18 protein-coding genes and 1 pseudogene are annotated in these 24,790 nt (G+C 59.3%); 5 read left to right on the top strand and 14 right to left on the bottom strand.

What is annotated here, in order from left to right; genetic code table 11:
* Positions 1-63: 63 nt before the first annotated feature.
* The 13 genes from ACI5GA_RS11885 to yaaA all read right to left on the bottom strand — a co-directional run bounded on the left by ACI5GA_RS11885 (position 64) and on the right by yaaA (position 18,505).
* Positions 64-1,518, bottom strand: a complete 1,455-nt coding sequence (locus tag ACI5GA_RS11885; RefSeq protein WP_421422848.1) for a mannose-1-phosphate guanylyltransferase/mannose-6-phosphate isomerase — start codon at positions 1,516-1,518, stop codon at positions 64-66.
* A gap of 195 nt (positions 1,519-1,713) precedes the next feature.
* The gene (locus ACI5GA_RS11880; protein ID WP_404634347.1) at positions 1,714-2,370 is read right to left on the bottom strand and encodes an alginate O-acetyltransferase AlgF; all 657 of its coding nucleotides are present in this window, start codon (positions 2,368-2,370) and stop codon (positions 1,714-1,716) included.
* A 37-nt stretch (positions 2,371-2,407) separates the two neighbouring features.
* A complete protein-coding gene (locus ACI5GA_RS11875) occupies positions 2,408-3,580 on the bottom strand; it encodes an alginate O-acetyltransferase (protein WP_421422847.1) in 1,173 nt (390 codons plus the stop codon).
* A gap of 10 nt (positions 3,581-3,590) precedes the next feature.
* Positions 3,591-5,156, bottom strand: coding sequence for an MBOAT family O-acyltransferase (locus ACI5GA_RS11870; protein WP_404633763.1), 1,566 nt, complete (start codon positions 5,154-5,156; stop codon positions 3,591-3,593).
* Between the two features lie 241 nt (positions 5,157-5,397).
* Entirely contained in the window at positions 5,398-6,534 is a 1,137-nt protein-coding gene (locus tag ACI5GA_RS11865; protein WP_404634345.1) for a mannuronate-specific alginate lyase, read from the bottom strand.
* 7 nt (positions 6,535-6,541) lie between these two features.
* Positions 6,542-7,981: an alginate O-acetyltransferase gene (locus ACI5GA_RS11860; RefSeq protein WP_404633761.1), complete on the bottom strand. Its 1,440-nt coding sequence runs from the start codon at positions 7,979-7,981 to the stop codon at positions 6,542-6,544.
* 13 nt (positions 7,982-7,994) lie between these two features.
* Entirely contained in the window at positions 7,995-9,653 is a 1,659-nt protein-coding gene (algG, locus tag ACI5GA_RS11855) for a mannuronan 5-epimerase AlgG (RefSeq protein WP_421422846.1), read from the bottom strand.
* Between the two features lie 27 nt (positions 9,654-9,680).
* Entirely contained in the window at positions 9,681-11,189 is a 1,509-nt protein-coding gene (locus ACI5GA_RS11850; RefSeq protein ID WP_421422845.1) for an alginate export family protein, read from the bottom strand.
* Positions 11,186-12,613 carry an alginate biosynthesis TPR repeat lipoprotein AlgK gene (gene algK / locus ACI5GA_RS11845; RefSeq protein WP_404633755.1) on the bottom strand — a complete coding sequence of 476 codons (1,428 nt, stop codon included), beginning with the start codon at positions 12,611-12,613 and terminating at the stop codon, positions 11,186-11,188. The genes ACI5GA_RS11850 and algK overlap by 4 nt, the downstream gene beginning before the upstream one ends.
* A 2-nt stretch (positions 12,614-12,615) precedes the next feature.
* Positions 12,616-13,788, bottom strand: coding sequence for a PilZ domain-containing protein (locus tag ACI5GA_RS11840; protein ID WP_421422844.1), 1,173 nt, complete (start codon positions 13,786-13,788; stop codon positions 12,616-12,618).
* A 67-nt stretch (positions 13,789-13,855) separates the two neighbouring features.
* A complete protein-coding gene (gene alg8 / locus ACI5GA_RS11835) occupies positions 13,856-15,337 on the bottom strand; it encodes a mannuronan synthase (protein WP_421422843.1) in 1,482 nt (493 codons plus the stop codon).
* A gap of 139 nt (positions 15,338-15,476) precedes the next feature.
* Positions 15,477-16,793, bottom strand: a complete 1,317-nt coding sequence (locus ACI5GA_RS11830; protein WP_404633749.1) for a nucleotide sugar dehydrogenase — start codon at positions 16,791-16,793, stop codon at positions 15,477-15,479.
* A 932-nt stretch (positions 16,794-17,725) separates the two neighbouring features.
* Positions 17,726-18,505: a peroxide stress protein YaaA gene (yaaA, locus tag ACI5GA_RS11825; protein ID WP_404633747.1), complete on the bottom strand. Its 780-nt coding sequence runs from the start codon at positions 18,503-18,505 to the stop codon at positions 17,726-17,728.
* 290 nt (positions 18,506-18,795) lie between these two features.
* Between yaaA and ACI5GA_RS11820 the strand changes: the two are divergent.
* The 5 genes and pseudogenes from ACI5GA_RS11820 to moaE all read left to right on the top strand — a co-directional run.
* Positions 18,796-19,902, top strand: a pseudogene (locus ACI5GA_RS11820) (polysaccharide deacetylase family protein); the annotation flags it as partial.
* Between the two features lie 469 nt (positions 19,903-20,371).
* Positions 20,372-21,766: a PhoH family protein gene (locus ACI5GA_RS11815; protein ID WP_404633745.1), complete on the top strand. Its 1,395-nt coding sequence runs from the start codon at positions 20,372-20,374 to the stop codon at positions 21,764-21,766.
* Positions 21,767-21,949: 183 nt separating this feature from the next.
* Entirely contained in the window at positions 21,950-22,432 is a 483-nt protein-coding gene (gene moaC / locus ACI5GA_RS11810; protein WP_421422841.1) for a cyclic pyranopterin monophosphate synthase MoaC, read from the top strand.
* Between the two features lie 5 nt (positions 22,433-22,437).
* Positions 22,438-22,683, top strand: coding sequence for a MoaD/ThiS family protein (locus ACI5GA_RS11805; RefSeq protein ID WP_404634343.1), 246 nt, complete (start codon positions 22,438-22,440; stop codon positions 22,681-22,683).
* Between the two features lie 2 nt (positions 22,684-22,685).
* Entirely contained in the window at positions 22,686-23,135 is a 450-nt protein-coding gene (moaE, locus tag ACI5GA_RS11800) for a molybdopterin synthase catalytic subunit MoaE (protein WP_404633741.1), read from the top strand.
* A 137-nt stretch (positions 23,136-23,272) separates the two neighbouring features.
* Here moaE and rhlB read toward each other — a convergent pair whose 3' ends face one another.
* On the bottom strand, positions 23,273-24,742 hold the full coding sequence (rhlB, locus tag ACI5GA_RS11795) for an ATP-dependent RNA helicase RhlB (RefSeq protein ID WP_421422840.1): 1,470 nt from the start codon (positions 24,740-24,742) through the stop codon (positions 23,273-23,275).
* Positions 24,743-24,790: the final 48 nt, after the last annotated feature.

Raw genomic sequence — 24,790 nt, 5'->3', positions numbered from 1 at the left:
CGTCTGCGGATGGGGATACGCAGACGATGGGCAGGGGCACTGCAACGGGGTGTTAGAGGTTTATCAACGCGCGATGGTCTGGGTTTTTACACCCACATCGATACCCGGCGTCGAGCGGCCATACACATCCTCGAAACGCTCGATGTCGTCTTCACCCAGGTAGCTGCCGGATTGCACTTCGATGATTTCCAGCGGGATTTTGCCCGGGTTGCGCAGGCGGTGGACCGAGGCGATCGGGATGTAGGTCGACTGGTTCTCGGTGAGCAGGAACACGTTTTCGTCACAGGTGACCTGTGCGGTGCCCGACACCACGATCCAGTGTTCAGCGCGGTGGTGGTGCATCTGCAACGACAGGCTGGCGCCCGGTTTGACCGAGATGCGCTTGACCTGGAAGCGGCCCCCCATGTCCACGGAGTCGTAGGAACCCCAAGGGCGATAGACTTCGAGGTGGTTCTGGGTCTCGGTGCGGCCCCGCTCGTTGAGGGTGTTGACCAGTTGCTTGACGCCCTGAACCTTGTCTTTGTGGGCGATCATCATGGCGTCCTTGGTTTCGACCACCACGATGTTGTCCAGGCCGATCACGGTGACCAGTTTGCCGTTGCCTTGAATCATGCAGTTGCGGCTGTCCTGAATGACCACGTCGCCTTTGGTGACGTTGCCTTGATCGTCTTTGTCATGCACTTCCCACAGCGATGCCCAGCAACCCACGTCGTTCCAGCCCGCTTCCAGTGGCACGACGCAGGCGCGTTGGGTTTTTTCCATGACCGAATAGTCGATGGAGTTGTCCGGGCAGCAAGCGAAGCTGGCTTGATCCAGCTCGATGTTGTCGCCGTCGTGCTTGCTGCGTTCCAGGGTCAGCAGGCAGTTGTCGTAGATGTCCGGATCGTGCTTTTTCAGCTCTTCCAGATAGCGGCTGGCACGGAACAGGAACATACCGCTGTTCCAGAAGTAACCACCGGCTTCGACGAATTCCTGGGCGCGTTTTTCGTCCGGTTTTTCGACGAACTGGGCCACGCGATTCACGCCTTCCGGCAGCAGGGCGTCGGCGGTGGAACGGATGTAGCCGTAGCCGGTTTCCGGGCGAGTGGCCGGTACGCCGAACAGCACCATTTCGCCACGCTCGGCGGCGACGGTCGCCAAGGCCAGCGCGCGTTGCAGGGCCTTCTGGTCGTCAATGACGTGGTCGGCTGGCAGCACCAGCATCAGCTCGTCACGGCCTTCGTTGGCCAGCATCATGGCAGTGATGGCCACTGCAGGCGCGGTGTTGCGGCCGAACGGCTCCATGATGATGGCCTGAGTGTCCAGACCCAGACCGTCGAGCTGCTCGCCGACGATGAAGCGGTGTTCCTTGTTGCAGACCACGATGGGGTGCTGCATGCCCTCGAATTGCAGGCGTTCGAGGGTCTGCTGGAACAGGGTGTGTTCGCCGGTCAAGGCCAGGAACTGTTTGGGGAACTGTTTACGCGAAAGAGGCCAGAGTCGGGAACCGCTGCCACCTGACAAGATCACTGGAATCATTTTGTTTCTCCAAAATTTCGATAGCGTTTGTTTGGGCTATACGTCGGTTGTTGTCTGTCGTTTCGGGTGTTTCTTATTGGGTGTGTCACACAACCTGGGGGAGCCGGCTTGCTGGCGAAAGCGTCGGTTCAGACGCTGCGATGTTGCGTGATCGTCAGCATTCGCCAGCAAGCCGGCTCCCACAGATGAAATGCGTTACTGGGTCGACGTAGGGCGCTTGACCCACACGGGCGACAGGTTGCTGCCGTTGCCGGTGACGTACAGCACCGCTGCCTCACCGCGCTCGAGGGCGACCGGCTTCAGGTCGCTGACTTTCTTGTCGCCGTCGAACAGCGCGAAGCTGACCTTGACCGGGTTGATTTCACGCTCGCCGGTGCCCTTGGCCTTGACCGAATCCACCACGGACGTCTTGCCGTCTGCGGTTTTCAGGGTCAGCGCCTTGTCGCTCAGGTTCTGCACGCGCACCAGCGACTTCTGCTTGTTCTTGAACGGCGGCTCTTCCACCAGTTGTGGTGCGCCCGAGGTGTTGTTGACGATGGTGTAGTAGTGGTCGCTCGCCAGCTTCACCGGCAGGGTGTTGCTGCCAATCTTGGCGCTGTAGTCGCCTTGCGGCATGAAGCTGAAATCGCTGCTGGCCAGCGGGCCGATTTCGTTGAGGCTGGTGTTGCCGACGCTGGCGCTGATTTCGGCGTTGCTGGCGTTGTAGACACGCACGAAGGTCGAGCCCTTCGGTGCGGTCGGGCCGTACAGGGCGGCGTCGCCACCGGCGAAGGCCGAGAGAGAGACAAAGCTCAGGCTTGCGGCCAATACGCAGGTTTTCAGCAGGCCGGATTTGGTCGAACGGGTAGGCATGTGAGTGGTGGTCTGCATAGTCATGTGAGGAGTCCTCTCAGTTTTGCGCCCGGCTGGGCGATTCGTTGTTGGCGTTCTGCGCCAGATTTTGTTGTGGGTCGCGAGCCTTCTTGAGTTCGGCGATCCACTGCGGATCGAACTCGGTCAGGTCGTTGTGTGCAGGCAGGTAGCGCTCCGGGAATTCCCAGATCAGCACCTGCGGCGGGTTGCTCTTGAAGGCGTCGGTCTGCAGGTACTTGAGCATCGGCAGGATCGGGCCATGGCCGTCTTCGGCGTAATTCACGACGTCGCTGTGCAAGGCTTGCTTCAGGGCACCTGCGAAGTTCCAGTTGGGGTTGGCGCTGTAGCTGGTGCCCACCAGGCCGACCGCTACCGAGTTGTCGGCGAACAGTGCGTCGCCGCCTTCACCTTCGGTTTGGGCCGGATGGGTGCTGCGCTGTTGCAGATCATCCGGCTTGGGCAGCAGGTTGCTGAACAGCGGGTCCAGCGGCAGGAAGTTGGTCAGGTCACCCTTGTACGGCGCGGTCGACTTGGCTTCGGTGACGAAGTTTTGCGGATCGCCACTGAGCGGGGTCTCTTTCGAGATCGCTTCGCCCAGTTGCTGCGCGACCACCTCGGCGCCCATGGGCGTCCAGTGGGTGTCGGTGCGAAGGAAGACCTGGCCCTTGTTCTTGGCGTTTTGCAGAGGCGCCAGCAGGTCAGGGGCGAAGATGCCGGCCTGGCTCACTTGCGCGTGGAACTGCTGGTACAGGTCAGTGTGCAGCGCTGTGGGTTTGGTGTCGCCGATGTGCTCGGGGTACAGACGGGTCTTGGCCGGAACGATGGCCAGCACCAGTTGCGTGCCCTGTTTCTTCAGGGTGTCGCGCACGCCTTCGATGATGGCCAGGTTGTCGGCTTCGTTTTGCTCGCCGTTGACCACCGCGTCGAATTCCTCGTCGGTGTACAGCCACTGGTCCTTGCCCAGAATCACGCCCGGACGGCCTTCGTTGAACACCTTGTAGTCCAGCGCAGCCCAGAGATTGGTGCCCAGACGCTTGATCGGGAACTGGTCGTCGTAGTGAGTTTCCACCGCTTTGGTCCAGTGACCGTTGAGCACGGTGGTTTCCTTGGACGTCGAGAAGCCGATGAAGCTGCGCAGCGACCACAGGCCCAGCGCCAGCAGGATGGCGAGGAACAGGAAGATGTAGATGAAACGCAATGAGCGGGTCATGTCAGGCGCCTCAGAACTGGAAGTACAGGAACGGCGAGAAGCTGGCCGCCGAGAGTTTGAGAATCGAGGCGATGAACATCAGCAGGATCAGGGCGCGCATGGCATAGCGTGACCAGTCGACGGTCCAGTAGGCAGGCTGAACCTGCGCCTCGGTGCCGACGATGTAACCCGGTTGATGGATGCTGCCCGGTTTGTCGCCCGGTACGGCTTTGATCAGGCCTGGCTGCGCGGTGGCAGGGCCGTCGGCTTGAACGTTGGTTTCGGTTCTGGGCTTCTCGGGTGCACGGTTGCGGTAGAAGTCGCGCAGACCGAAGAACGCCAGCGTGATGTACGCCACGATCAGGGTTGCGACTTGCAGGCCGGTGAGGCTGGCGCGATTGAGGTCCGAGAGCTGCCAGTCGCTGAAGCTGAACATCGCACCGTACATGCGAGCGGCAACGTGCAGGTTTTCTGCACGGAAGATCACCCAGCCCATCACCACCAACAGGAAGGTGAAGGCCCAGCGCACGACGTTGAAGGTTTTCGGCGCGGTGTTGATGCCCAGTGCTTTCTCAATGGCCAGCCACACACCATGCCACGCACCCCAGACGATGTAGGTGATGTTGGCGCCGTGCCACAGGCCGCCCAGCAGCATGGTCAGGAACAGGTTGCGGTAGGTTGCGACCTTGCCGCCACGGTTGCCGCCCAGGGTGATGTAGAGGTAATCACGCAGCCAGGTCGACAGGCTGATGTGCCAGCGGCGCCAGAACTCGGTGATCGACTGGCTGATGTAAGGCTGTTTGAAGTTTTCCATGAAGCGGAAACCCATCATCAAGCCCAGGCCGATGGCCATGTCGCTGTAACCGGAGAAGTCGAAATACAGCTGCGCCGTATAGGCCAGTGCGCCCAGCCAGGCATCGCCTGTGGTCGGGTTTTGCAGGGCGAAGCAGTGGTCGGCGACCACGGCCAGAGTATCAGCGATGAAGACCTTCTTGATGAAGCCCTGCATGAACCGGGTACAGCCTTCGGAGAACTTGTCCAGCGTGTGGGTGCGGTTGTTGAACTGGTCCACCAGGTCACGGAAACGCAGCACGGGACCGGCGATCAGGTGCGGGAAGATCGCCACGAACGCTGCGAAGTCGATCAGGTTGCGCGTCGCCGGGGTGTCGCCACGGTAGACGTCGATGATGTAGCTGATGGACTCGAAGATGTAGAACGAGATGCCGATCGGCAGCAGTACGTGGGTCAGGATGAACGGCTCAAGACCGAACGAGGTCATGATCGCGTTGAGGCTGTCCACGCCGAAGTTGGCGTACTTGAAGTAGCCGAGGATGCACAGGTCTACCGCGACGCCCAACAGCAACCAGCGCTGCGCCGGTTTGGTCTTGACCCCGGCCGCGCCAACGCGCAGGCCGATCCAGTAGTTCCACAGCGTCACGGCTGCGAACAGGGCCAGGAAGTCCACACGCCACCAGGCGTAGAACACGTAACTGGCAACCAGCAGCAGCAGGTTGCGGTAGCGGTTTCCGCTCACGTAGTACAAGCCGAGAAACACCGGCAAGAACAGGAACAGGAACACGTTGGATGAGAAAACCATCCTTATCTCTCCGTTAGTCCAGCACCAAGGGCCACAGCCCCCCCAAACCCCCCATGGAAATGGAGGGGTGAAACATGAATCTCACTGCCAACGCCGAACTCTGTGGGAGCCGATTTGCTGGCGAATGCGGTTATCCAGCTACAGAGACGTCTCTGATCCACCGCTTTGGCCAGCAAGCCGGCTCCCACAGAAGGCATCACCAGACAGGACAGTGGTGTCGTGTCTGTGAATGCCGTCGTGGTTAAGAACCGCCTTTCTCACCCTTCTCATGGCTTGGGTCGTAGGTCCGGGTCATGTCCCCGCCCAGGCGGAAGTTCTTGAACGGTTGCATCTTGTGCTTGCGTTCGAGCACATCCGGGCTGCAGTCGTAGAGCGAGCAGTAGGGTTCCAGCCAAGCGAATTTCATGTCGGTTTTCAGATCCGTCATGTCTTGCTGCTGGCCGTCGCGCGCCTGGAATTCGCTACCGGAGTTCTGCACGCCCGCAAGCACTCGATCACCCAGACGCTTCAGTGCGCCGTTGTTTTCCTGACGCAAATCGACACCATTGGCCTGGGCGAAACTGGCGATCATTGCCAGCGGCGGCAGGGCGTAGTTGTGGTACGCCAGCGCGCGCTGTTTGCGCTTGAGTTCGTTAGGCAAGAAGCCCTGCGGATCGACCTGATTGGCCGCTACCTTGAACTCCTTTACCGACCAGTCGAACAGGTCACGTCGGTTGGTCGCCACGGCGGTGGACATCACCGACCAGGCCGCCCAGTACGAGTGGTTGTTGGTCTTGTCCAACGGCAGGTTGTTCCAGTCGCTGACCACCTGATCGGCCAGCTTGCTGAACCAGGCTTCGATCACTTGCGCATCCTGCTGACGGGTGGCCAGCGGGTGCGATTCGGAGAACTTCAGGCGCAGGTAGGACGACGACATGCTGCCCAGCGCCCATTTGCGCATCGACTTGCCGGTATGGTTGAAGTCTTTTGATTCCAGCGCGTCGGCCTTGGCCCACGTCGTGAGCATGCCCAGTGCGCAATCGAGCTGTTCAGGACGACCATCACGCATGTACTGCATCACTACCTTGGCGGTATTGCGCTCCATGGTGGTGATGTCCTTGGTCGTATCGCGGAATGCCTTGTCGGATTCTGCGTTGAACGTCGAACGGGATTTGTCAGAGCCTTCGTACTTGCTGCGGAACTGCAGCGCGCCGGTGTAAGGCTGTGGCGTGGCATCACAGGTGAACTTGTTGTCACCGGTCTTGAATTTCTCCACGCTCTCGTAATAACCCTGCGGCGGCACCAGGCTTGATGCGGCGCTGACGCTGGTGGCGAATGCGGTCGCAGACACCATGGCCAGCGACAGAAGGGTAGGGAGCATCAGTTTTGGCGTGTGCATAAGAGCCTCATAACCCGGCTTGCGCGGTTTGATGCGCGACATTCGGGAACACGTTGCGTTTGCATACTTTCGCTTCGACTTCCTGCGGCGGGGTCCCGGCTTCAGGACCCTGAATTTCCAGCGCGAGCAGTTGCAGGTCTGCCCAGTCGCCGTCGTTGCGCAGTTCGAAGGAGAAGCGCCCGTCGGTTTCAGATGTTTCAGGTTTCTCGATCTTCAGGTCTTCGTGGCGGCCGTTCATGTACCAGAGGCGCGCCTGAAGGGTTTTCACCGAGGTGTCGGCGAACTTGATGTCGATCTGATTACTGCCGTTGCGCACGTCCTTGATGCCGTTTTTGCCGTTGACCAACAGTTCGTTGATGCCAGGTTTCAGTGAGGTTTTGGTACTCATCAGCGCCGGTTTTGCTTCGCAGCCGTTATCCAGCAACGACATCATCTGGCGGTAGATGGTCTCCTGGTCCAGGCGATACAGCGGCGAGAATTCCCAGATGAGAATCTTCGGCGGATGCTTCTGGAAGTCGTCGCTGCCCAGGTACTGGAGCATTGATCCTTCAAGGCCGCCGCCGGGAAAGGCGACGTTCAGCACGTCAGCACCGATGTATTCCTGTAGAAAGCCGGCGAAGTTGTAGTTCTTGCCGCTGTGGCTGGTACCGACCAGGGTGATTTCCGGGTTGCCGGAGTCACCGAACAGGTCGCCGTCGGCCGCTTCGCCCTTGGGTTCCGTCTCGAACTGATCCATGTACTGGATGGCGTAGCTGGTGCCACACAACTGACCGGCCATGTTGTGCAGAGTGCCCTTCTTGCCCATGCGGCCTGACAGATGGGTCTCGAATTCACGTTTGGGAATGTCCGCGAAGGCCGGCATTTTCTTCACCGACTCCGCAACGATTTTCGCCGTGCGCTGAGCACCGTAGGGCGTCCAGTGCTGGTCCCCACGGAAATAGAAATCATGAGCCTGTTGCTCGTTGGTCAGCGGCGACAGGTCTGGCACGGTGTAGCCCATTTTCGCGAAACGACCGAGCATGGCCTGGTAGTTGCGCAGGGCCGTGTTGTAGTCGAACTTGTCGCGGTCCGCCGGGAACAACTTGTTGCGGTCCACCAGACCACGGGTCGGCTGATAGACGATAACCAGTTCGACGCCCTTGCTCTTGAAGGCATCGTGCAGTTGCTGCATGCGACGGTAGCCCTCGGGCGTAGTGTCGAACTCGGTACGCAGGTCTTCGCGAGTCCGGAACAGCCAATCACCCTGAGCCTGCACCAGTGTGGTGAAGTTCTGTTGGTAGCGCGTGACGTAGTTCTTCGCGTCATGGGCTTCCGGGCACAGGCTGCAGCAAGGTTCTGCGGTGAAGCTCGGTGCTGCGGCGTCGGCGGCAGATGCCGTGTTGCTGGCCGCGAACAGAGCGGCGGCGAGTCCCGAGAGGGTCAGCAATTTGATCAAGTGTGCGTGCATGAATTTGGCTTCCTCAGTCCCGGAGTTGTTTCTGGCTTTCGACCGGGTCGATCAACACGGCTTTTTGTTGGCGCACCAGCAGATCAAGGATTTCGTCCTGACGATCACCGAGCACGCCGTTGAAGCTGATTCCGCTGCTCTTGGTCGGCGCGAGCATCGACACCTTGTAGAGCTCGACGCTGAGCGGCGAATCGATGGACAGCGGGCCTGAGCCGTTGGAGGTCAGTTCGCCACCGACCATGATCAGCGACACCTCGGCGTCGAACGGGTCGAGCTTGATGTCGCGGTCGGTGTCAGTCAGATCCTTGATGTGGCCGTACACGCCCATCAGACCGTTGCCGATGGCCAGGTTCTCGTACAGCTTGATGTTGGTGCTGTTGCGAACGCGGATGCCGTGGCGTTTGTTGGCGAATACCCGGTTGCCCCACAGCAGGTTGTCGGCGCTCTCGTACAGCGTGATGCCGTCGGTGTGGTTGCGGTAGATCTGGTTGTAGGCCACCAGGTTGTTCACGCTGTTACGGTCCAGCACGATGCCGGACAGGTGGTTTTCGTAGCTCTTGTTGTTGATGATGAAGCTGTCGTTCACCTCACGGGAAATGATGATCCCGTGCTTCTTCTTGGTCCCGTACACGGTGTTCTCGGCAATGATCAGGCCGTGGGAACGGTCATGCGGGTCGATGCCGTAGATGATGTTGTCGCGGTAGGTGTTGCCCTTGACCACGAAGTCCCGGGTCTCATAGCAGTAGTAGCCGTACCACATGTCCGAGAACTCGGAATTGACGATCCAGCCGGTCGGGTCCGGGCGGTTCATCTGTGCCTTCATGTTCGGCGTGTACTGGGAAATACTGATGCCGTACGACTTGCTGTTGTTGTAACCCAGGCTCGCGACCTTGGTGTTGTACATGTAGGTCTGGGTGCCGCCCCAAGACAGCAGGAACGGGCGGAATTCCTTCGGCGCCTTGAATGTCGACGGGCCGTTGGCTTTCTCGCTCCAGCCGGTCAGCTTGGTGTCCTGCACGAATAACTGGTTGTCGTTGATCAGGAAAGCACCAGCTTCCTGCGACAGGCGCAGCTCGGTGGTTTTCTTGTCGACTTCGAAGATGCCTTTCTGCCCGACCACAATCGGCAGGCGCGCCAGAAACACGCCTGGCGAGGTTTCGCTCAGGTACTGCTTGGGCACTTTCTTCGCCAGGTCCTGCAGGTTCATGTAGCCGTCGTCAACGAAGATCGCCTGCGGGATACCGTGTTGACGGGCCACCCATTCGGCCATCTTGTTGTCGCCACCGATGAATTCCTTCAGCGAGTCTTCCTGCATCATGCGGCGGATCGATACCTTGGCGACCTTGCTGCGCACGATCTTCTTCTGCATCGCCTGCTGGGTGTAGCCCGACAGGTCTGGCAGTTTCGGTTTGTCCATCAACAGCGGCTCAACCGGCGGGCTGGTGATGGTGTAGGTCTTGGCCTCATGCAAGTCCTTGACCGTGCCGGTGTCGGCGGATGTCTGCGCAGCAGCAGGCGTTGCTTTGGTGACCGGTGTGGTGTTGGCCATCGCCGACGTTCCGGACAGCAGCAGGACGCCACCGAGCACCGCACTCCTCAGCGCGGCACTGTCCAACAGGGCGTGGGACCAGGCCCGGTGGCGCAAACTCAAACTCATCGTTTGGCTGTTCATGTCATTGCACTCCTATCGCGGCTTGCATCAGAAGCGCCAGATGACGTCGACGATGGCGCGGTGCATGTAGTTGTCCACACCGCTGCCATACGCATCCCCGGGCTTGAACACGCCCGCACGCAGACGAATCAAAGCCGACGGCTCGTCAAAGGACTGACTGACCGACGCGGGCAACAGGCCTTGCTTGAAATACTTGGTGACGACCAGGTCCATCTCCTGACCCAGATCCTTGTTGCCGTCTTCCAGCGGCAGCGACGTGAAGGTCGAAACGCCATCGGCGTCGACGCTTTCGCTGGCCGGGTTGATGCCCGCGCCGCCGATGCCCGCATGACCGTCCACGCGGCGGAACTTGTGGTAGATCAGCGAGGCGTCGTACTCGTCCTGCAACTGCCAGGAGGCGAACAGCGAGCCGGACTCCACGTTGGCCATTTCGCCCTGGAAGGCTTCACCGAAGCGATGCACGCGCGAGCGAGTGCCGGTCCAGTTCGAGCGGTTGCTCTCAAGGCCGTTCTGCTCGTAGTTCTTGCTGGCGCGGGAATAAGCGCCGCCCACTTGCCATTGCGGATCGAGACGGAAGCGCAGGCCCAGATCAGTTGCCCAGCCGTTGACGTGACTGCTGTCTTTCTGGCCGGCCAGGTACTGGTCGGTGGTGGCATCGTAGGTGCTTCCGATCTGATCGCGGTTACCCGTCAGCCAGGTCACGCTGCCCCAGTAGTTGATGTTGTTCAGGTTGCGGTAGTTGTACGCATCACTGTTGGCCTGAAGGCCGAGCCAGGTCAGGTCGCCGCGGCTGGTTTTGTCCAGATCGTCGATGGACTCGCCTTCGTGTTTCAGGCTGCCGCCGTCGTGGCTGTGGTGAGCGCGGATGCCAGCCCACTGGCCCGGTGTCCACTGGTACGCCACGTCACCGAAGACGTGCATGCGGTCCTTGTCCTGGGCCGACAGTTCGGTGAGGTCGGTGCGGTATTCGCTGAAGCGTTGCGCGGCGCCGACTTCGGCTTTGAGCAGCGTGGTGTCGAAGGTCCAGTTGAGGGCTTCGATGTTGGTGTCATGCCACTGGCCGTCGTCGTTGCGCAGGCGCTGGCGACCGAATTTCAGGATCTCGCCAGGGTAGGGCGTGAAACCGCTGTAGCCGATCCAGAATTCGCGCAGGGCGGCATAGCTGTCGTCCACTTCGCGGCTGCTCGAGGTCTTGCGCGCACGCTGGGCGCTCTGGCCGTTGGCGTCAGTGACTTGCTGATCCAGCGGGTCGGTCTGGATGGTGTCGGTGGCGGTGACCACCTGGCCCATCGCATAACCGCTCCAGTCGCCCCATTGGCCATAGGCCCATGGGCGCAGATCCAGACCGATACCGTTGACGTCGCCACCACCACGGGTGCCCAGGTCACGGTCGTCTTCCATCTGGCCGGTGACCTTCACTTCGATACCGAAATTGTTCGGGGTGTCGGTCAAGGCAGCCAGGGTCGGCGTGGCCCACATCAAGGTGAAGCCCAGGCCCAGCCCGGCTGCCACCAAAGGATTCAACGTAAGCTTCATAGAGGTGCGTCCTCGCCGTCTTTTTCTTCTTGCAGGGTTTGCAGGGCCAGCGCGTTTTGCGCAGTGGTGCCCCGAACCTGCTGTTCGCGTTGCAGGAGGCTCTGGGCCTCGGCGCGTTTCTCAGGCGGCAATTGATCGTTGAGTTGTTGCATCAGGTCTGCTGCTTGCGGCGTGCCTTGCGCCTGAGCAAGCGTGCCGAAGACCCAGGCGTTGACCGGATCGGGCTTGATGCCCTTGCCCTGCGAGAACAACTGCGCGAGGGCGAAGTCGGCGCTGTTCTGGCCGCCACGTGCGGAGGTCAGCAGCTCGTTGACCGCGCGTTGCGGGTCGGGATTGCCGAGGTAGCCACGGCGATACAACTGGCCCAGGTAGTAGTGCGCGGAGATCTGCGTCGGCGCAGCTTTGCTTAGGTGCTCTTCGGCTTTCTTGGCGTCAGGCAGTACCAGCTTGCCTTCGTAATACAGCTTGCCCAGCAGCAGTTCGGCGCGGGGTTGGTCCGCGGCACGGCCGTTGTCCAGGTACTCCATCATCTTGTTGACGTCGCCCAGTTCGGGGTAGTCGTAGAGCAGTTGCGCGAGGCTCACCCAGGACGCTGGGTAACCGGGAGCCACCTTTTCCAGCAGTTGCTGCGCGGTTTTTTCATCCGGCTTGCCAAGGGTCGAATCGGCCAGCACACGGGCAACGGTGTCGACGCGCATGGCCGGAACGCTACCACTGGCGTAGCCGCTTTCCATCTGCTTCAACAGCGCCGCCTGTTTGTCGGCCTCACCACGTTTTTGATAGACCGTCGCCAGTTCCATGTAGCAAACGTCATTGGCGCGCAGCGCCTGTTTGCAGATGCTTTCGACTTCGCCCAAATGCTGGTCGTAGGTGCCTTGGGTGCGATACAGCACCACCTGGGCGAGACCGGCTTCGGGGTAACCCTGAGCGCGCCACTCGTTGATCTTCTGCTGTGCATTCACGTTGGGGAACGTGTGCGGATATTGCAGGTAGAGCATGGCCAGCGGGATCAGCGTACCGGCTTCACCATTTGCGAATGCCTTCTTCAACAAACCCTCGGCTTCACGTTGCTCGGCCTCGGTGGAGTTGGGTTTGACCGCCAGCAGTTTGCCCAGACGGGACTGCGCCCGTGGCGATGTTTCGGCGGCGGCGCGGTACGTCGCTTCGGCCTGTTTGATCAACTCGGGGTCGCGAGTGCCAACCTGAATGTCTGCCAGACCCACTTGCGCGTCGGTGTAACCCATGTCCGCCAACTGGCGATAGTTCTGCTCGGCGAGGTTGGTGTCTCCTCGTTGCAGCGCTTCGTTGGCCAGGCGCTGGTCGGGCAGGTTGAGGCCGCAGCCGCTCAGCCCGAGGGCGATGCCAACGGCGATGGCTAGGTTCAACACTGCCGGGGCAGAGACGTTTCGTAGAGGGCCCGTCATGATCAGAGACCTGCTGCAGTGGCTTTGTCGATGAACCAGTTCAGCGAAGGGCCACGATCGCTGACCACTTCCACCGGCAGGCCTGCGAGGTTGCTGCTCAAGGATTCGTCAGGCTTGATTTGCACGCGAATGTCGGAAGAGAGGTCGGCCGGGCTCAAGGCCGTGGCGCTGACGATTTTGCCGGTATGAGTGGTGTCATCACCGGCCACTGTGAAGTTCACGCGGGCGCCCGGTTGAACGTCGTTGAACTGACGATAGGTGAAGCGGGCATCGACATTGGCGGCGGTGTTACGCGGCACCATCTGAAAAATGACCTGACCTTTGCTCGCATATTGACCGTCGGCGACCAATTGCTTGCTGACGATGCAGTCACACGGACTGGTCATGGTTCCGGCCAACTGGCGACCGAACAGTTCTTCGATCTTCGCCGGTTGCATTTCGTCCGGGTCCAGGTTGCCTTTGAGCATATCCAGCATGCTGGTGTTGAAGGTGGCCAGTGGCGCACCCTTGGCGACTTCACCGTTTGGCGCGACAAGGCTGGTCATGGTGCCTTCGCGCGGCATGGTCACTTCCATGGTCGGCACGCTCACCAGACCCGAGGTGGAGTGGCTGACGAAGTACATGCTGTAGACCGATTTGGCGACGAAACCGAATGCGGCCAGACCCACGACGAAAATGCCGGCGCTGAACGTCACCGCACGCAGGCGGCCGAACGCGCTCAGACCGCTGCCGCTGTCCTTGACCTTGCGCGCCTTGGTGAAGTTGTCGCGCTGCAAGGTGGCGAGCACTTCGCCCATGCTGACGATCTCGCCGGACAGGTGAGACGTGATCAGGTGGCGCAGGGTCGCGATGTCCTGGGCTTCCAGGTGCTGGAACTGGCAACCCACGCGGCCAGTGGACGGATCGATGGCGCGGACCAGCAAGTCGACGTCCATGGCAAGGCCCAGGTTGTCGATCAGGAACTGCATGCGGCCTTTGATCACGTCACCCACGGCGGGCTTCTGGCTGGCAGGGGCGATGTAGCTCAGGCCACCGGCTGACAGGTCTTCGATGCGCACCAGTGGGGCGTTGGGCTGGCCGTTGAGCAGGCGCAGTTTTGCCGGGATCTTGATCCGGGCGTGCTGGCGCTGGGCTTCGGATTCATGGACGACGTTTGCATTCACGGCTGTGTTCATGGTGTGTAGTTTCCTGATTAATCGATTTGATCCATACCTGCTGTCAGAGCGCAGCTCATCAGCCTTTTCATACCAACGTCAGCAGCACGGCAACGAAGATGCTGCCCGCCGAGAAAGTCATGGTTCGCGAGGACCAGGTGTTGAACCATTGTTGAAAACTGGCCAGGTCGCGCTTCAGGGCGGTGGGCTGGCGGGTCCAGGACTGCTTGTCGAGGCGGAAGAACACGTAGATCTTCATGAGTGCGCCGACGATCTGGTTGTAATAGAGAATGATCGGATAGGCCGGGCCGATACGGTGCCCCGAGCACGACAGCAGCAGCGTGAGGATCAGACGGGTGATACCGATCCACAGCAGGTAAGCGAGCAGGAACTGGATGCCGTACTTGAGGCTGGCCAGCAGTGCGACGGTCAGGCCCAGGATCGAGGTCCACATCGACACGCGCTGGTCGAACAGCACGATGCTGGTGAACACGCCGAGGCGGCGAATGCCCAGTCCCAGTGCGCGAGAGTTCTGGCGCAGGTTGTTGCCGTACCAGCGATACATCAGTTTGCGGCTGGCCTTGAGGAAGCTCTTTTCGGGCGGGTGCTCGACGGTATTGATTGCGGCATCCGGCACGTAGAAGGTGTCGTAACCCAGACGCATCAGACTGAACCAGCTGGACTTGTCATCGCCGGTCAGGAACTTGAAGCGGCCCAGACGCCAGTGGTGCAGCGAATCGCTTTCCACATCGGCAATGAAATCCGGGTCGGTGACCACGGTGGCACGAAATACCGACATGCGGCCGGTCATGGTCAACACGCGCTTGGAAAGAGCCATCGAACACATGTTGATGTGGCGCTGGGCGAAGCGCAGCTTGTGCCACTCACTCATGATGTAGCCGCCGCGCACTTCGCAGAATTCGTTGGTGGTCAGACCGCCGACGTTTTCGAAGAGCTGAAACCACGGCACGGTTTTCTTCACCACACCTTCAGCCAGAACGGTGTCACCGTCGATCACGGCCACCACGGCACGGTCATCAGGCATGTGGCGGGAGATTGCACGGAAACCGTAAGCCAAGCCGTCGCGCTTGCCGGTACCGGCGATGCGCACGAAGTCCAGGGTCACGTGCTCAGGCGGGTTGTATTTGGCCCAGAGCGCCTTGACCAGCAACTCGTCGGACCTTTCCACCAGCGAACAGACAACGGTGGTCGGGTAGCCACAGGCGATGGCTTCTTCGATCACCGAGCTGTACACCTGAGCGGTGGTCAGTGCGTCGATACGGAAGCTGGTGACCATCAGGAACACGTGGGACGGGTCCGCGGCCTTGCCCAGCTTGCGCACCTTGCGACGCAGGTACGGGTAAACGAAGTAGAGAAAGATCATGCCGCGCACAAAGTGCGTAGCGCCCATCGAGTAACGCCAGATACCGACGAGACCGACGAGGAAAATAAAGTCTTTCGACTGCGAGTCGAACAGCGACGCAGGCAAGGCCATGGCGATGGCCGCCAGCAAACATAAATAAAACAGCCAACCGGCGGCTTGTAGAAAGCCGTGTTTCAGCCTGTCCATAATTCGCACCTCTAGATCAGTTGCAAGCGGCAAGCTTCAAGCCGCAAGTCCAGGCAGAACGCGTTGGACTTGGGGCTTGGAGCAGGCTCTTACGTGTCGCTTAAAACGTGCAGCTTGCAGCTGCTGTCATCCGCTGCTGTTACCAGCAGATGCCTTCGGTCTGGCCGTCTTCGGTCGTGGTGCCTTTCATGAAGCCCACCAGATCGATGACCTTTTTGCCGGCTGGCGCGTTGTTGGCCAAGGTGCGGAAGCGCTCGTCACGGTTGCCCAGGATGATCACGTCGGAGTTGTCGACAACCGCGTCGAAATCCGAGTTGAGCAGGGAGGAAACGTGCGGGATCTTCGACTCGATGTAGTCTTTGTTCGCACCGTGAACGCGGGCGTATTCGACGTTGGCGTCGTAGATGCTCAGGTCGAAACCTTTGCCGATCAGCATCTCGGCCAGTTCCACCAGCGGGCTTTCACGCAGGTCATCGGTGCCCGCCTTGAAGCTCAGGCCCAGCAGCGCGACCTTGCGGGTGTCGGCGGCGGCGACGATGTCGAATGCGTTCTGCACTTGGGACACGTTGCTGCGCATAAGCGAGTTGAGCAGCGGCGCTTCGACATCCAGGGAGCTTGCGCGGTAGGTGAGGGCGCGAACGTCTTTCGGCAGGCAGGAACCGCCAAACGCGAAGCCTGGGCGCATGTAGTACTGGGACAGGTTCAGGGCCTTGTCCTGGCAGACCACTTCCATCACTTCGCGGCCATCGACGCCGACCGCCTTGGCGATGTTGCCGATTTCGTTGGCGAAGGTGACCTTGGTCGCGTGCCAGACGTTGCAGGTGTACTTGATCATCTCGGCGACGGCGATGTCCTTGCGGATGATCGGTGCATCGAGTTCTTCGTACAGCGATTGCAGAACGTCACCGGAGGTTTTGTCGAACTCCCCGATGACGGTCATCGGCGGATGGTCGTAGTCCTTGATCGCGGTACTCTCGCGCAGGAACTCAGGGTTCACCGCGACGCCGAAATCAACACCGGCCTTCTTGCCCGAGCAATCTTCCAGAATCGGGATAACGACGTTGGCGACGGTGCCTGGCAGTACGGTGCTGCGCACGACGATGGTGTGGCGCGAGGTCTTCTCTCGCAGCACGAAGCCGATTTCGCGGCAGACGGATTCGATGAAATCCAGCTCCAGGTCGCCGTTTTTCTTGCTTGGCGTGCCCACGCAGATCATCGACAGATCAGTGGCGCGAATCGCTTCGGAAAAGTCTGTGGTACCGCGCAGCTTGCCGGTCTTGATACCGTTTTCCAGAAGTTCCCCCAGACCTGGCTCCACGATGGGAGACTTGCCCTGATTGATCAGATCGATCTTGGCGCTGGAGATATCCACACCGACCACGTCATGACCACGCGCCGAGAGGCAACCAGCACATACTGCACCGACATAGCCCAAACCAAAGATGCTGATATGCATCGTAATCTCCTCGATTTTTACGCCATTTAGTTGGCTGGATATAAGAACTTTCTTACATGTTTCGCGCACTCGTCCGCACGGCAATTAATGTCGTGACACAAGCACAGGCAGAATTTAAAAGTGAGCGGCCTGATTCCGTAGGCGGGCTCTAATATTTATTAACGGTTACACGCGTCGGGTAACCCATACATATTTGTATACGTTCCCGATCTGGGATATGGCATAACACTCCCGCGGGTGGTTGCGAGTCGCTGCCGCGCCTCTGGCTCAAGGCTTGTGGCCATGATTCAGTGCTGTCCTGCTCGTCAGTGGCTGTAGGCACCCGTTTGGTGCTTGCTCATTCAACTCAACTAGTTTGGTGCGTTCTCTCCTTGCACGTACCACTCAGACCGAGGGGCCTAACTACGTTGAAGCGTAACTTCCAGATCTATCGTTATTCCTTGTAAGAGATGTCTCACAAGGTGGACGAGAATTGTTACGGGATGTAGGAGCGTGAGGTTTCCCCAGAAGTTCCTGGCCGCCTGTCCTCTTTTTGAGATTTTTTGAAATATTCTTCATCTTCGTAGTGGTTGCACTATGATGGCACTTTTCGTTTTGCCCTTTGTATTAAGGGGTTTGGCGCTAGTTCATGTAACTGTGCCACTAGTGAAAAAAGGTGAAGTGCCACCACTCAAAAATCTTGTTAATTTTTTGAGAAAAAAGCGCGGAACTTTTTGGTCGACTAATTATTGGCGTCATTCATTTGTCAGTTGCGCCGTTCGTCTGCCGAAATCGCCGAAACGGAACTTCAGTGCGGTGTGATTCTGATGAGTGAAGGGGGGATTTTTGAGGGCGAGTAGGTCCGCTCGGTAGCGTCGACCGGGTGACATTAGAAAGAAAAAAAGAGAGCAAGAGGTGCGTTCAGTGGGCTTGAATGCACCTCTCGGGGGCGATCACGCGTCGACTTCATCCCGCAAAAACACCAGCTTGTCGGCCTTCGACAGCTCTTTGGCGAACCGATAACCCTGCACAGCGAACTGCTTGAGGTGCTCCGGGTTGTCGATGCGCTCGGAAATCACGAACCGGCTCATCATGCCCCGCGCCTTTTTGGCGTAGAAGCTGATGATTTTGTACTGGCCGTGCTTCTGGTCGCGGAATTCGGTGTCGATGACACGGGCCTTGAGGGCTGGGCGTTTGACAGCCGAGAAGTATTCATTTGATGCCAGGTTCAGCAGTACGTCGTCGCCTTGCTCGGCCAGGGCTTCGTTCAACCATTCACTGATACGGTTGCCCCAAAACGCGTAGAGGTCTTTGCCGCGGGCGTTGGCCAGTTTGGTGCCCATTTCCAGACGATAAGGCTGCATCAGGTCGAGCGGGCGCAACAGGCCATAAAGACCAGACAGCATGCGCAGGTGCTGCTGCGCGTAGTCCAGGTCGTTTTCGCTGAGGGTTTCAGCGTTCAGGCCGGTGTACACGTCGCCCTTGAAGGCCAGCAGCGCCTGTTTGGCGTTTTCCGGGGTGAACGCGGGCGTCCAACTGCCGAAGCGCGCAGCATTGAGGCCGGAAAGTTTGTCGGACAGGTGCATCAGTTCGCCGATCTGCGCCGGGCTCAGTTCGCGCAATTGGGTGATCAGCTCTTGAGAGTGATCCAAGTATTGCGGCTGGGTAAAACGTTCGGTGGTCGGCGGTGTATCGAAATCGAGGGTTTTGGCTGGGGAAATCACCATCAGCATGCGGTCGTCTCCTTTAATCGTGGGGGCGATTCTAGGGGTTGTGGGTGGCTGACTCCAGCTATGGTGGTGATAGAGCGACGGCTGCGTGATGTTTGGGTACATACCAGATCCTGTGGGAGTGAGCTTGCTCACGATGGCGTTGTCTCAGTCACCGTTGTTGTGACGGTTGCTCTGCATTCGTGAGCAAGCTCACTCCCACAGTGGGGCCTGCCGCTGGGCATGCGTAAATCCGCTATAGTGCCTCGCCGGTCTTTTTCGGCCTCTTCATTCAAGGATTGGGAGCACGTCGTTTGCGCAAGCTGTTATTGATCGGTGCCTGTCTGCTGGGCTTCAACGCTCACGCCGCGACCGGCGATATCGCGACCATTGATCGCGGTGTCTGGCCGGAGGTGCTGGAAACCCCGCAACTGTTCGACGTGGCCTCTCGCGCCGAAATCATGAGCTTTGCCCATCAACTGCTGGAAAGCGAAGGACTGAGTGATGTCCAGCTCGCTGATCGGCTGGGACTGCGACAAATCAATATCCAGACCATCAACCTGATCCGCACCCGGCTGTGGACCCGTCTGTTTGAAAACTGGAAGGCCGCCGAGCGCTCCTGCGAAGCGGATGCGTCATTTTGCGTGCTGGTGGATGACGTGCCGATGCTGCGTCAGCGGGCGAGCGAATACAAAATCGCAGACGACTCCTTTTATGCGCGCTGGGCGGCACCTGCCGATGCCTTCAACCAGCGTTATCTGAATGAGTTGCTGCGCATGGCGGCCCTGTTTCCGCAAACCAGCAGTGAAATCGAGCGCTACAACTCGGATGAATTGAGCGGCGAAGAGATGCCGGATCGCACCTTCCTGCTCAATTTCGAGAGCGGTCCTACCGTCGCTGATGGTGCAACGGATTGGCTGGCCGACTTCATGCGCCAGCAGAAGATCAACGCTACTTTTTTCGTGCTTGGCAAGAATCTGCAGAGCCGCGTGGAAGGCAGCACGCCAGAAGCGCTGAAAACGCTGTATCGCCAACAATGCGTGGGTTTGCAGGGCTGGGAATACCGCTCTCATGCTCACTGGAATGACTGGCAGGACTCCATCGGGCGCAGCGCCGCGCTGGTGCAACAGATGCTGCCGGACAACTTCGTGCCGTTGTTTCGCCCCCCTTATGGCCATCGTCGGGCCGACAGTGCGCCGTTTTTCCGCGAGCAGGAATTGCGTGTGTCACTGTGGAACATCGATTCTCAAGACGCCACCGGGCGCATCACCGCCGAGCAAGCGGCGCATCGCGTGTTGACCCTGATGTTGCTCTGGCGTCGTGGCAACATCGTTTTCCATGACAGCACCGACAAGGCACAGCAGGCCGTGCCGTGGCTGATGGCGAACACTGCCCAAAGCGGAATCCAGTGGGAAGACTGTCATATTTATCCACAGCAGTTGTCGGATGAGGCTGATCAGGATGAGCCAGACGACGAAGATGCGGATGAGCCCGCAGATGAACAGCCGGAGGATGAGGCGCCCGCCGCCGATGACCAGGCTGAAAAGCCCGTAAATAAAGGGGACTAGGGGGGATTGAGAGAGAAACGGTCGAAATTTTGCGGGTATTTCCTGTCGACCGGACTTCCGACTGTAAACGCGTGGGAGGGATCCGCCAAGGGCTATTCGTCATGCTGTGAAATAAACTTCAAAATCCTCTCAAAACGCTTTTTTATGTCATCGGTTTTGCGGTATTACGACAACAGACCGCCGAACCCTGCAACACAGGTGGCGTCACCCAGACCCCACTTTGCGCATTTCTCACCTGCCTTAAGGTGAGAGCCTCGGCGGCCTTCAGGCGCAGCAGCACATCGTGTACTGCGTTATCTGGCGACTACAAAGGTGAGCGAGTATGGATGACCACGGACGCACCCCTTCCTCTAACCAGCCGATCCTCTATGTGCTCGATACCAATGTATTGATTCACGATCCAAACGCACTGCTGAACTTCGAAGAACACCACGTTGCACTCCCGATGACTGTCCTCGAAGAACTGGACAAGCTCAAGGCGGGCAAGCACTCGGTCGCCGCTGAATGCCGTCAGGCGATTCGGTTGATCGACAAGACACTGGGCGAAGCGACCCCGGAGGAGGTCGAACGAGGCGTACCGATCGATCGCGGTACAGGCGTTTTCAAGGGTTACCTGTCCATCCTGATGAGCAAGCGTGAAGAGCCCAACAGCCTTCTGCCTGAACACCTGAACGACAACATCATCATCAACCAGTTGATCGACCTGCATGCGCGCAAAAAGGACATGCGCATCGTTCTGGTCACCAAAGACATCAACATGCGTCTCAAGGCGCGCGCCTGCGGGATTGCGGCGGAGGACTACAGCACCGACCAACTGGTCGACGATGTATCCTTGCTGTCCCGTGGCTACCACACTTTGACCGGCTCCTTTTGGGACCGTGTGAGCAAAGTCGATACCCGTCAGGATCATGGCCGCACCTGGCACAAAGTGCAGATGAACGAGCAGATTCCGGCTGTGCACATCAATGAGTTCATCATCGATGAGCAAGGTTTCGTGGGTTGGGTCAAAGGCGTCAAGGCCGATGAAATCGTGTTGCTGGACATGCACCAGGAGCCGCTGCTGCACCAGGAGGCCTGGGGCCTGAAACCTCGTGACATCTATCAGGGCCTGGCGTTGTTCGCCTTGCTGGACCCGGACATTCACCTGGTCAACCTGTCCGGCGCAGCAGGCTCGGGCAAGACCATTCTGGCGCTGGCCGCTGCCATCGAGCAGACCATGGTCAGCAAGCGTTATCGTCGCATCATCGCGACCCGCAGTGTGCAGGGTCTTGATCAGGAAATCGGCTTCTTGCCAGGCACCGAAGCGGAAAAAATGGAGCCGTGGCTGGGGGCGATTACCGATAACCTGGAAGCGCTGCACATGGATGACGAAAACACCCATGGCAGTGTCGATTACATCCTGAGCAAAGTGCCGTTGCAGTTCAAATCCCTCAACTACATTCGAGGTCGTAGTTTCCAGCAAAGCCTGATTCTGATCGACGAATGCCAGAACCTGACTCCGCACCAGATGAAAACCATCATCACCCGTGCGGGCGCCGGTTCCAAAGTGGTCTGCCTGGGGAACCTGGCGCAGATCGACACCCCCTACCTGTCGGCCACCAGTTCCGGTCTGACCTACCTGACGGAGCGCTTCAAGGATTTCCCCAACGGCGTGCACATCACCCTGCAAGGGGTGCCACGCTCCATTCTGGCTGAGTATGCGGAGAGTCATTTGTAACGCTTGGCCGTCAGAGGCGCCGATCTCTCGGCGCCTCTCGCTTACACCTGTAGCAGTCCGGCTTGTCGACGTCAGCGTCTTTGAAACCGCCACCGCCGGCAAACCGGACTGCTACAGATTATGGTGTCCGCTCACTACTGCATTCATTGTGTACAATTGCCGCTCCTGTCCAGGAGTCATCCCGTGCTTACTCATCTCGATTCACAAGGTCGCGCCAACATGGTCGACGTCACTGAAAAAGCCGTGACATCCCGTGAGGCCGTGGCCGAAGCGCGCGTGCGCATGTTGCCCGAAACTCTGCAAATGATCGTCGATGGCGACCACCCCAAAGGGGACGTGTTCGCTGTGGCGCGTATCGCGGGTATTCAGGCGGCCAAGAAAACCAGCGATCTGATTCCGTTGTGCCACCCGTTGATGCTCACCAGCGTCAAGGTGGAGCTGAATGCTGAGGGTGCCGACACCGTTCATATCGTCGCCCGCTGCAAGCTGTCCGGCCAGACCGGCGTGGAAATGGAGGCGCTGACCGCTGCCAGTGTTGCGGCATTAACGATCTATGACATGTGCAAGGCGGTGGATCGCGGCATGGTCATCGAGCATGTCCGTTTGTTGGAAAAGCTGGGCGGAAAAAGTGGCCATTTCGTGGCCGATGAAACGGTGGGGGCGTGATGAGTATTCATGTTCAGGTTCAATACTTCGCCCGCTTTCGTGAAACCCTGGGCGTTGAAAGCGAAACCCTGGAAGGTGTTTTTACGACCGTGGACGCAGTGCGTCAGCATTTGCTGCAACGCGGCGGGGTGTGGGAAGTCTTGAGCGAGCAAAGCATCATGTGCGCGCGCAATCAGGAACTGTGCTCGCTGAACGAACCGGTCGAGCAGGGCGATGAGGTGGCGTTCTTTCCGACCGTGACCGGAGGTTGATCATGGCCATTCGTGTACAGGCCACAGCATTCGATCCGGGCGCTGAAGTCAATGCGATGCATGACGCCAATGTTGGCGTCGGTGCAGTGGTCAGCTTTGTCGGTTACGTGCGGGATTTCAACGATGGTCGGGAAGTGGCGGGGATGTTTCTTGAACACTATCCGGGCATGACCGAAAAAGCCCTGGCCAAGATCGCCGATGAGGCTCAGCAGCGCTGGCCGCTGTTGAAAATCGAGGTATTACATCGCGTGGGCGCGCTTGAGCCGGGAGAGCCGATCGTGTTCGTCGGCGTGGCGAGCGCTCATCGCCAGGCCGCGTTCGAGGCCTGTGATTTCGTGATGGATTACCTGAAAACCCGCGCGCCGTTCTGGAAGAAGGAGAACACCTCAGAAGGCCCGCGCTGGGTGGAAGGGCGGGACAGCGATCACCAAGCGGCGCAGCGCTGGAAATAAGTCTGAGCCCACATTGGGGTTGCACCACGCGCCTTGTGGGAGTCGGCTTGCTGGCGAATGCGTCGTTTCAGTCGCAATAATATTGGCTGATATGACGCCTTCGCCAGCAAGCCGGCTCCCACAGGTTTAGCCCCGCGCTATTCCGCTGTCGGAGCAGCCTTCTGCTTACGCACCACCGCTCGGAGCAACTCCGTCGGCGGCATTTCGCAGCTGATCTTGCGACCGAGTTTTTCCTCGATGGCGGGCAACTGATACGAGTCGTCTTCACCGGCAAAACTGATCGACACCCCTTCGGCGCCCGCCCGACCGGTTCGGCCAATGCGGTGCACGTAGTCGTCCGGCACTTCCGGCAGGGTGAAGTTGATCACGTGGCTGATGCCGTCAATGTGAATCCCGCGTCCTGCGACGTCGGTGGCCACCAGTACGCGAATCTTGCCTTCGCGGAAGCCTTCCAGGGTCTTGATGCGCTTGTGCTGCGGGACATCGCCTGACAGTTGCGCTGCATTCACGCCATCACGCACCAGCCGTTCTTCGATGCGCCGCACTTCGTCCTTGCGGTTGGCGAAGACCATCACCCGCTCCCAGCCGTTGTCGTTGACCAGGTTGTACAGCAGCTTGTACTTGTCCGCTGCCGCCACGGCATAGACGTGCTGTTCAACGTTATCGCTGGCAACGTTTTCGGCTTCGATTTCGACGATGGCCGGATTCGTGGTCCATTGCTTGGCCAGGTTCATGACGTCGTCAGTGAACGTGGCGGAGAACAGCAAGGTCTGGCGTTCGCTTTTCGGTGGGGTCTGGCGAATGATCTGACGCACCTGCGGGATGAAACCCATGTCCAGCATGCGATCGGCTTCGTCCAGTACCATCACTTCGACCATGTCCAGGTGCACTTCACCGCGCTGGTTGAAGTCCAGCAGACGGCCGGGAGTGGCCACCAGAATGTCGCAATGTCGGGCTTCAAGCTGCTTGAGTTGTTTGTCGAAGTCCATGCCACCGACGAACGTCATGACGTTCAGCCTGGTGTATTTGGTCAGCGCGGCGGCGTCCTTGGCGATCTGTACAACCAATTCGCGGGTCGGCGCGATGATCAGTGCACGGGGTTCTCCCATATAGCGCTCTTTGGGCGGCGGCGTCTGGATCAACTGGGTGATGATCGACACCAGGAACGCGGCGGTTTTGCCGGTGCCGGTTTGCGCCCGGCCGATAGCGTCCTGGCCCTTGAGGGTAAAGCCCAGCACGCCCGCCTGAATCGGCGTGCAGTACGGGAAGCCCAGATCCTGAATGGCATGCATCAGTTCGGGGGCGAGGGGGAAGTCATGGAAGCGGGTCTTGCCTTCCTGTGGCTCCACCACGAAGTCTTCGAGTTTCCACGGTTCGACGACGGGCTTGGGCGCGCGTTCACGGCGTGGTCGTTCGGCCTTCTGGCGTGAACGGGCTGGCTCGGCAGGCGCTTCGGATTTCGCAGGCTGGGTGACGGGTGTCGCGGTTTCCCGATAAGCGGCTTCAGTCGGAATTGGCGCGGCGGATACGGGGGTGGGCGCTGCGGGCGCGAGCGGCTCAGCCTCGCTTTTGCCGAACATTTTTTTAAGTGCTTTGAGCACGGTCATCTCGTCGATTGGTTAAGGAGTGTACGCCGGGCAGTGTAAAGCAAGAAC

It is taken from the genome of Pseudomonas sp. Pseu.R1, from assembly GCF_045764065.1.
Classification (GTDB): Bacteria; Pseudomonadota; Gammaproteobacteria; order Pseudomonadales; family Pseudomonadaceae; genus Aquipseudomonas.
The sequence above is the reverse complement of the archived record's forward strand: the minus strand, read 5'-3'. Positions and strand labels throughout refer to the sequence as shown.

Coding starts and splice junctions, on each gene's coding strand:
- ACI5GA_RS11885 (WP_421422848.1), bottom strand. CDS start 1,518: ATGATTCCAGTGATCTTGTCAGGTGGCAGCGGTTCCCGACTCTGGCCT.
- ACI5GA_RS11880 (WP_404634347.1), bottom strand. CDS start 2,370: ATGCCTACCCGTTCGACCAAATCCGGCCTGCTGAAAACCTGCGTATTG.
- ACI5GA_RS11875 (WP_421422847.1), bottom strand. CDS start 3,580: ATGACCCGCTCATTGCGTTTCATCTACATCTTCCTGTTCCTCGCCATC.
- ACI5GA_RS11870 (WP_404633763.1), bottom strand. CDS start 5,156: ATGGTTTTCTCATCCAACGTGTTCCTGTTCCTGTTCTTGCCGGTGTTT.
- ACI5GA_RS11865 (WP_404634345.1), bottom strand. CDS start 6,534: ATGCACACGCCAAAACTGATGCTCCCTACCCTTCTGTCGCTGGCCATG.
- ACI5GA_RS11860 (WP_404633761.1), bottom strand. CDS start 7,981: ATGCACGCACACTTGATCAAATTGCTGACCCTCTCGGGACTCGCCGCC.
- algG (WP_421422846.1), bottom strand. CDS start 9,653: ATGAACAGCCAAACGATGAGTTTGAGTTTGCGCCACCGGGCCTGGTCC.
- ACI5GA_RS11850 (WP_421422845.1), bottom strand. CDS start 11,189: ATGAAGCTTACGTTGAATCCTTTGGTGGCAGCCGGGCTGGGCCTGGGC.
- algK (WP_404633755.1), bottom strand. CDS start 12,613: ATGACGGGCCCTCTACGAAACGTCTCTGCCCCGGCAGTGTTGAACCTA.
- ACI5GA_RS11840 (WP_421422844.1), bottom strand. CDS start 13,788: ATGAACACAGCCGTGAATGCAAACGTCGTCCATGAATCCGAAGCCCAG.
- alg8 (WP_421422843.1), bottom strand. CDS start 15,337: ATGGACAGGCTGAAACACGGCTTTCTACAAGCCGCCGGTTGGCTGTTT.
- ACI5GA_RS11830 (WP_404633749.1), bottom strand. CDS start 16,793: ATGCATATCAGCATCTTTGGTTTGGGCTATGTCGGTGCAGTATGTGCT.
- yaaA (WP_404633747.1), bottom strand. CDS start 18,505: ATGCTGATGGTGATTTCCCCAGCCAAAACCCTCGATTTCGATACACCG.
- ACI5GA_RS11815 (WP_404633745.1), top strand. CDS start 20,372: ATGGATGACCACGGACGCACCCCTTCCTCTAACCAGCCGATCCTCTAT.
- moaE (WP_404633741.1), top strand. CDS start 22,686: ATGGCCATTCGTGTACAGGCCACAGCATTCGATCCGGGCGCTGAAGTC.
- rhlB (WP_421422840.1), bottom strand. CDS start 24,742: ATGACCGTGCTCAAAGCACTTAAAAAAATGTTCGGCAAAAGCGAGGCT.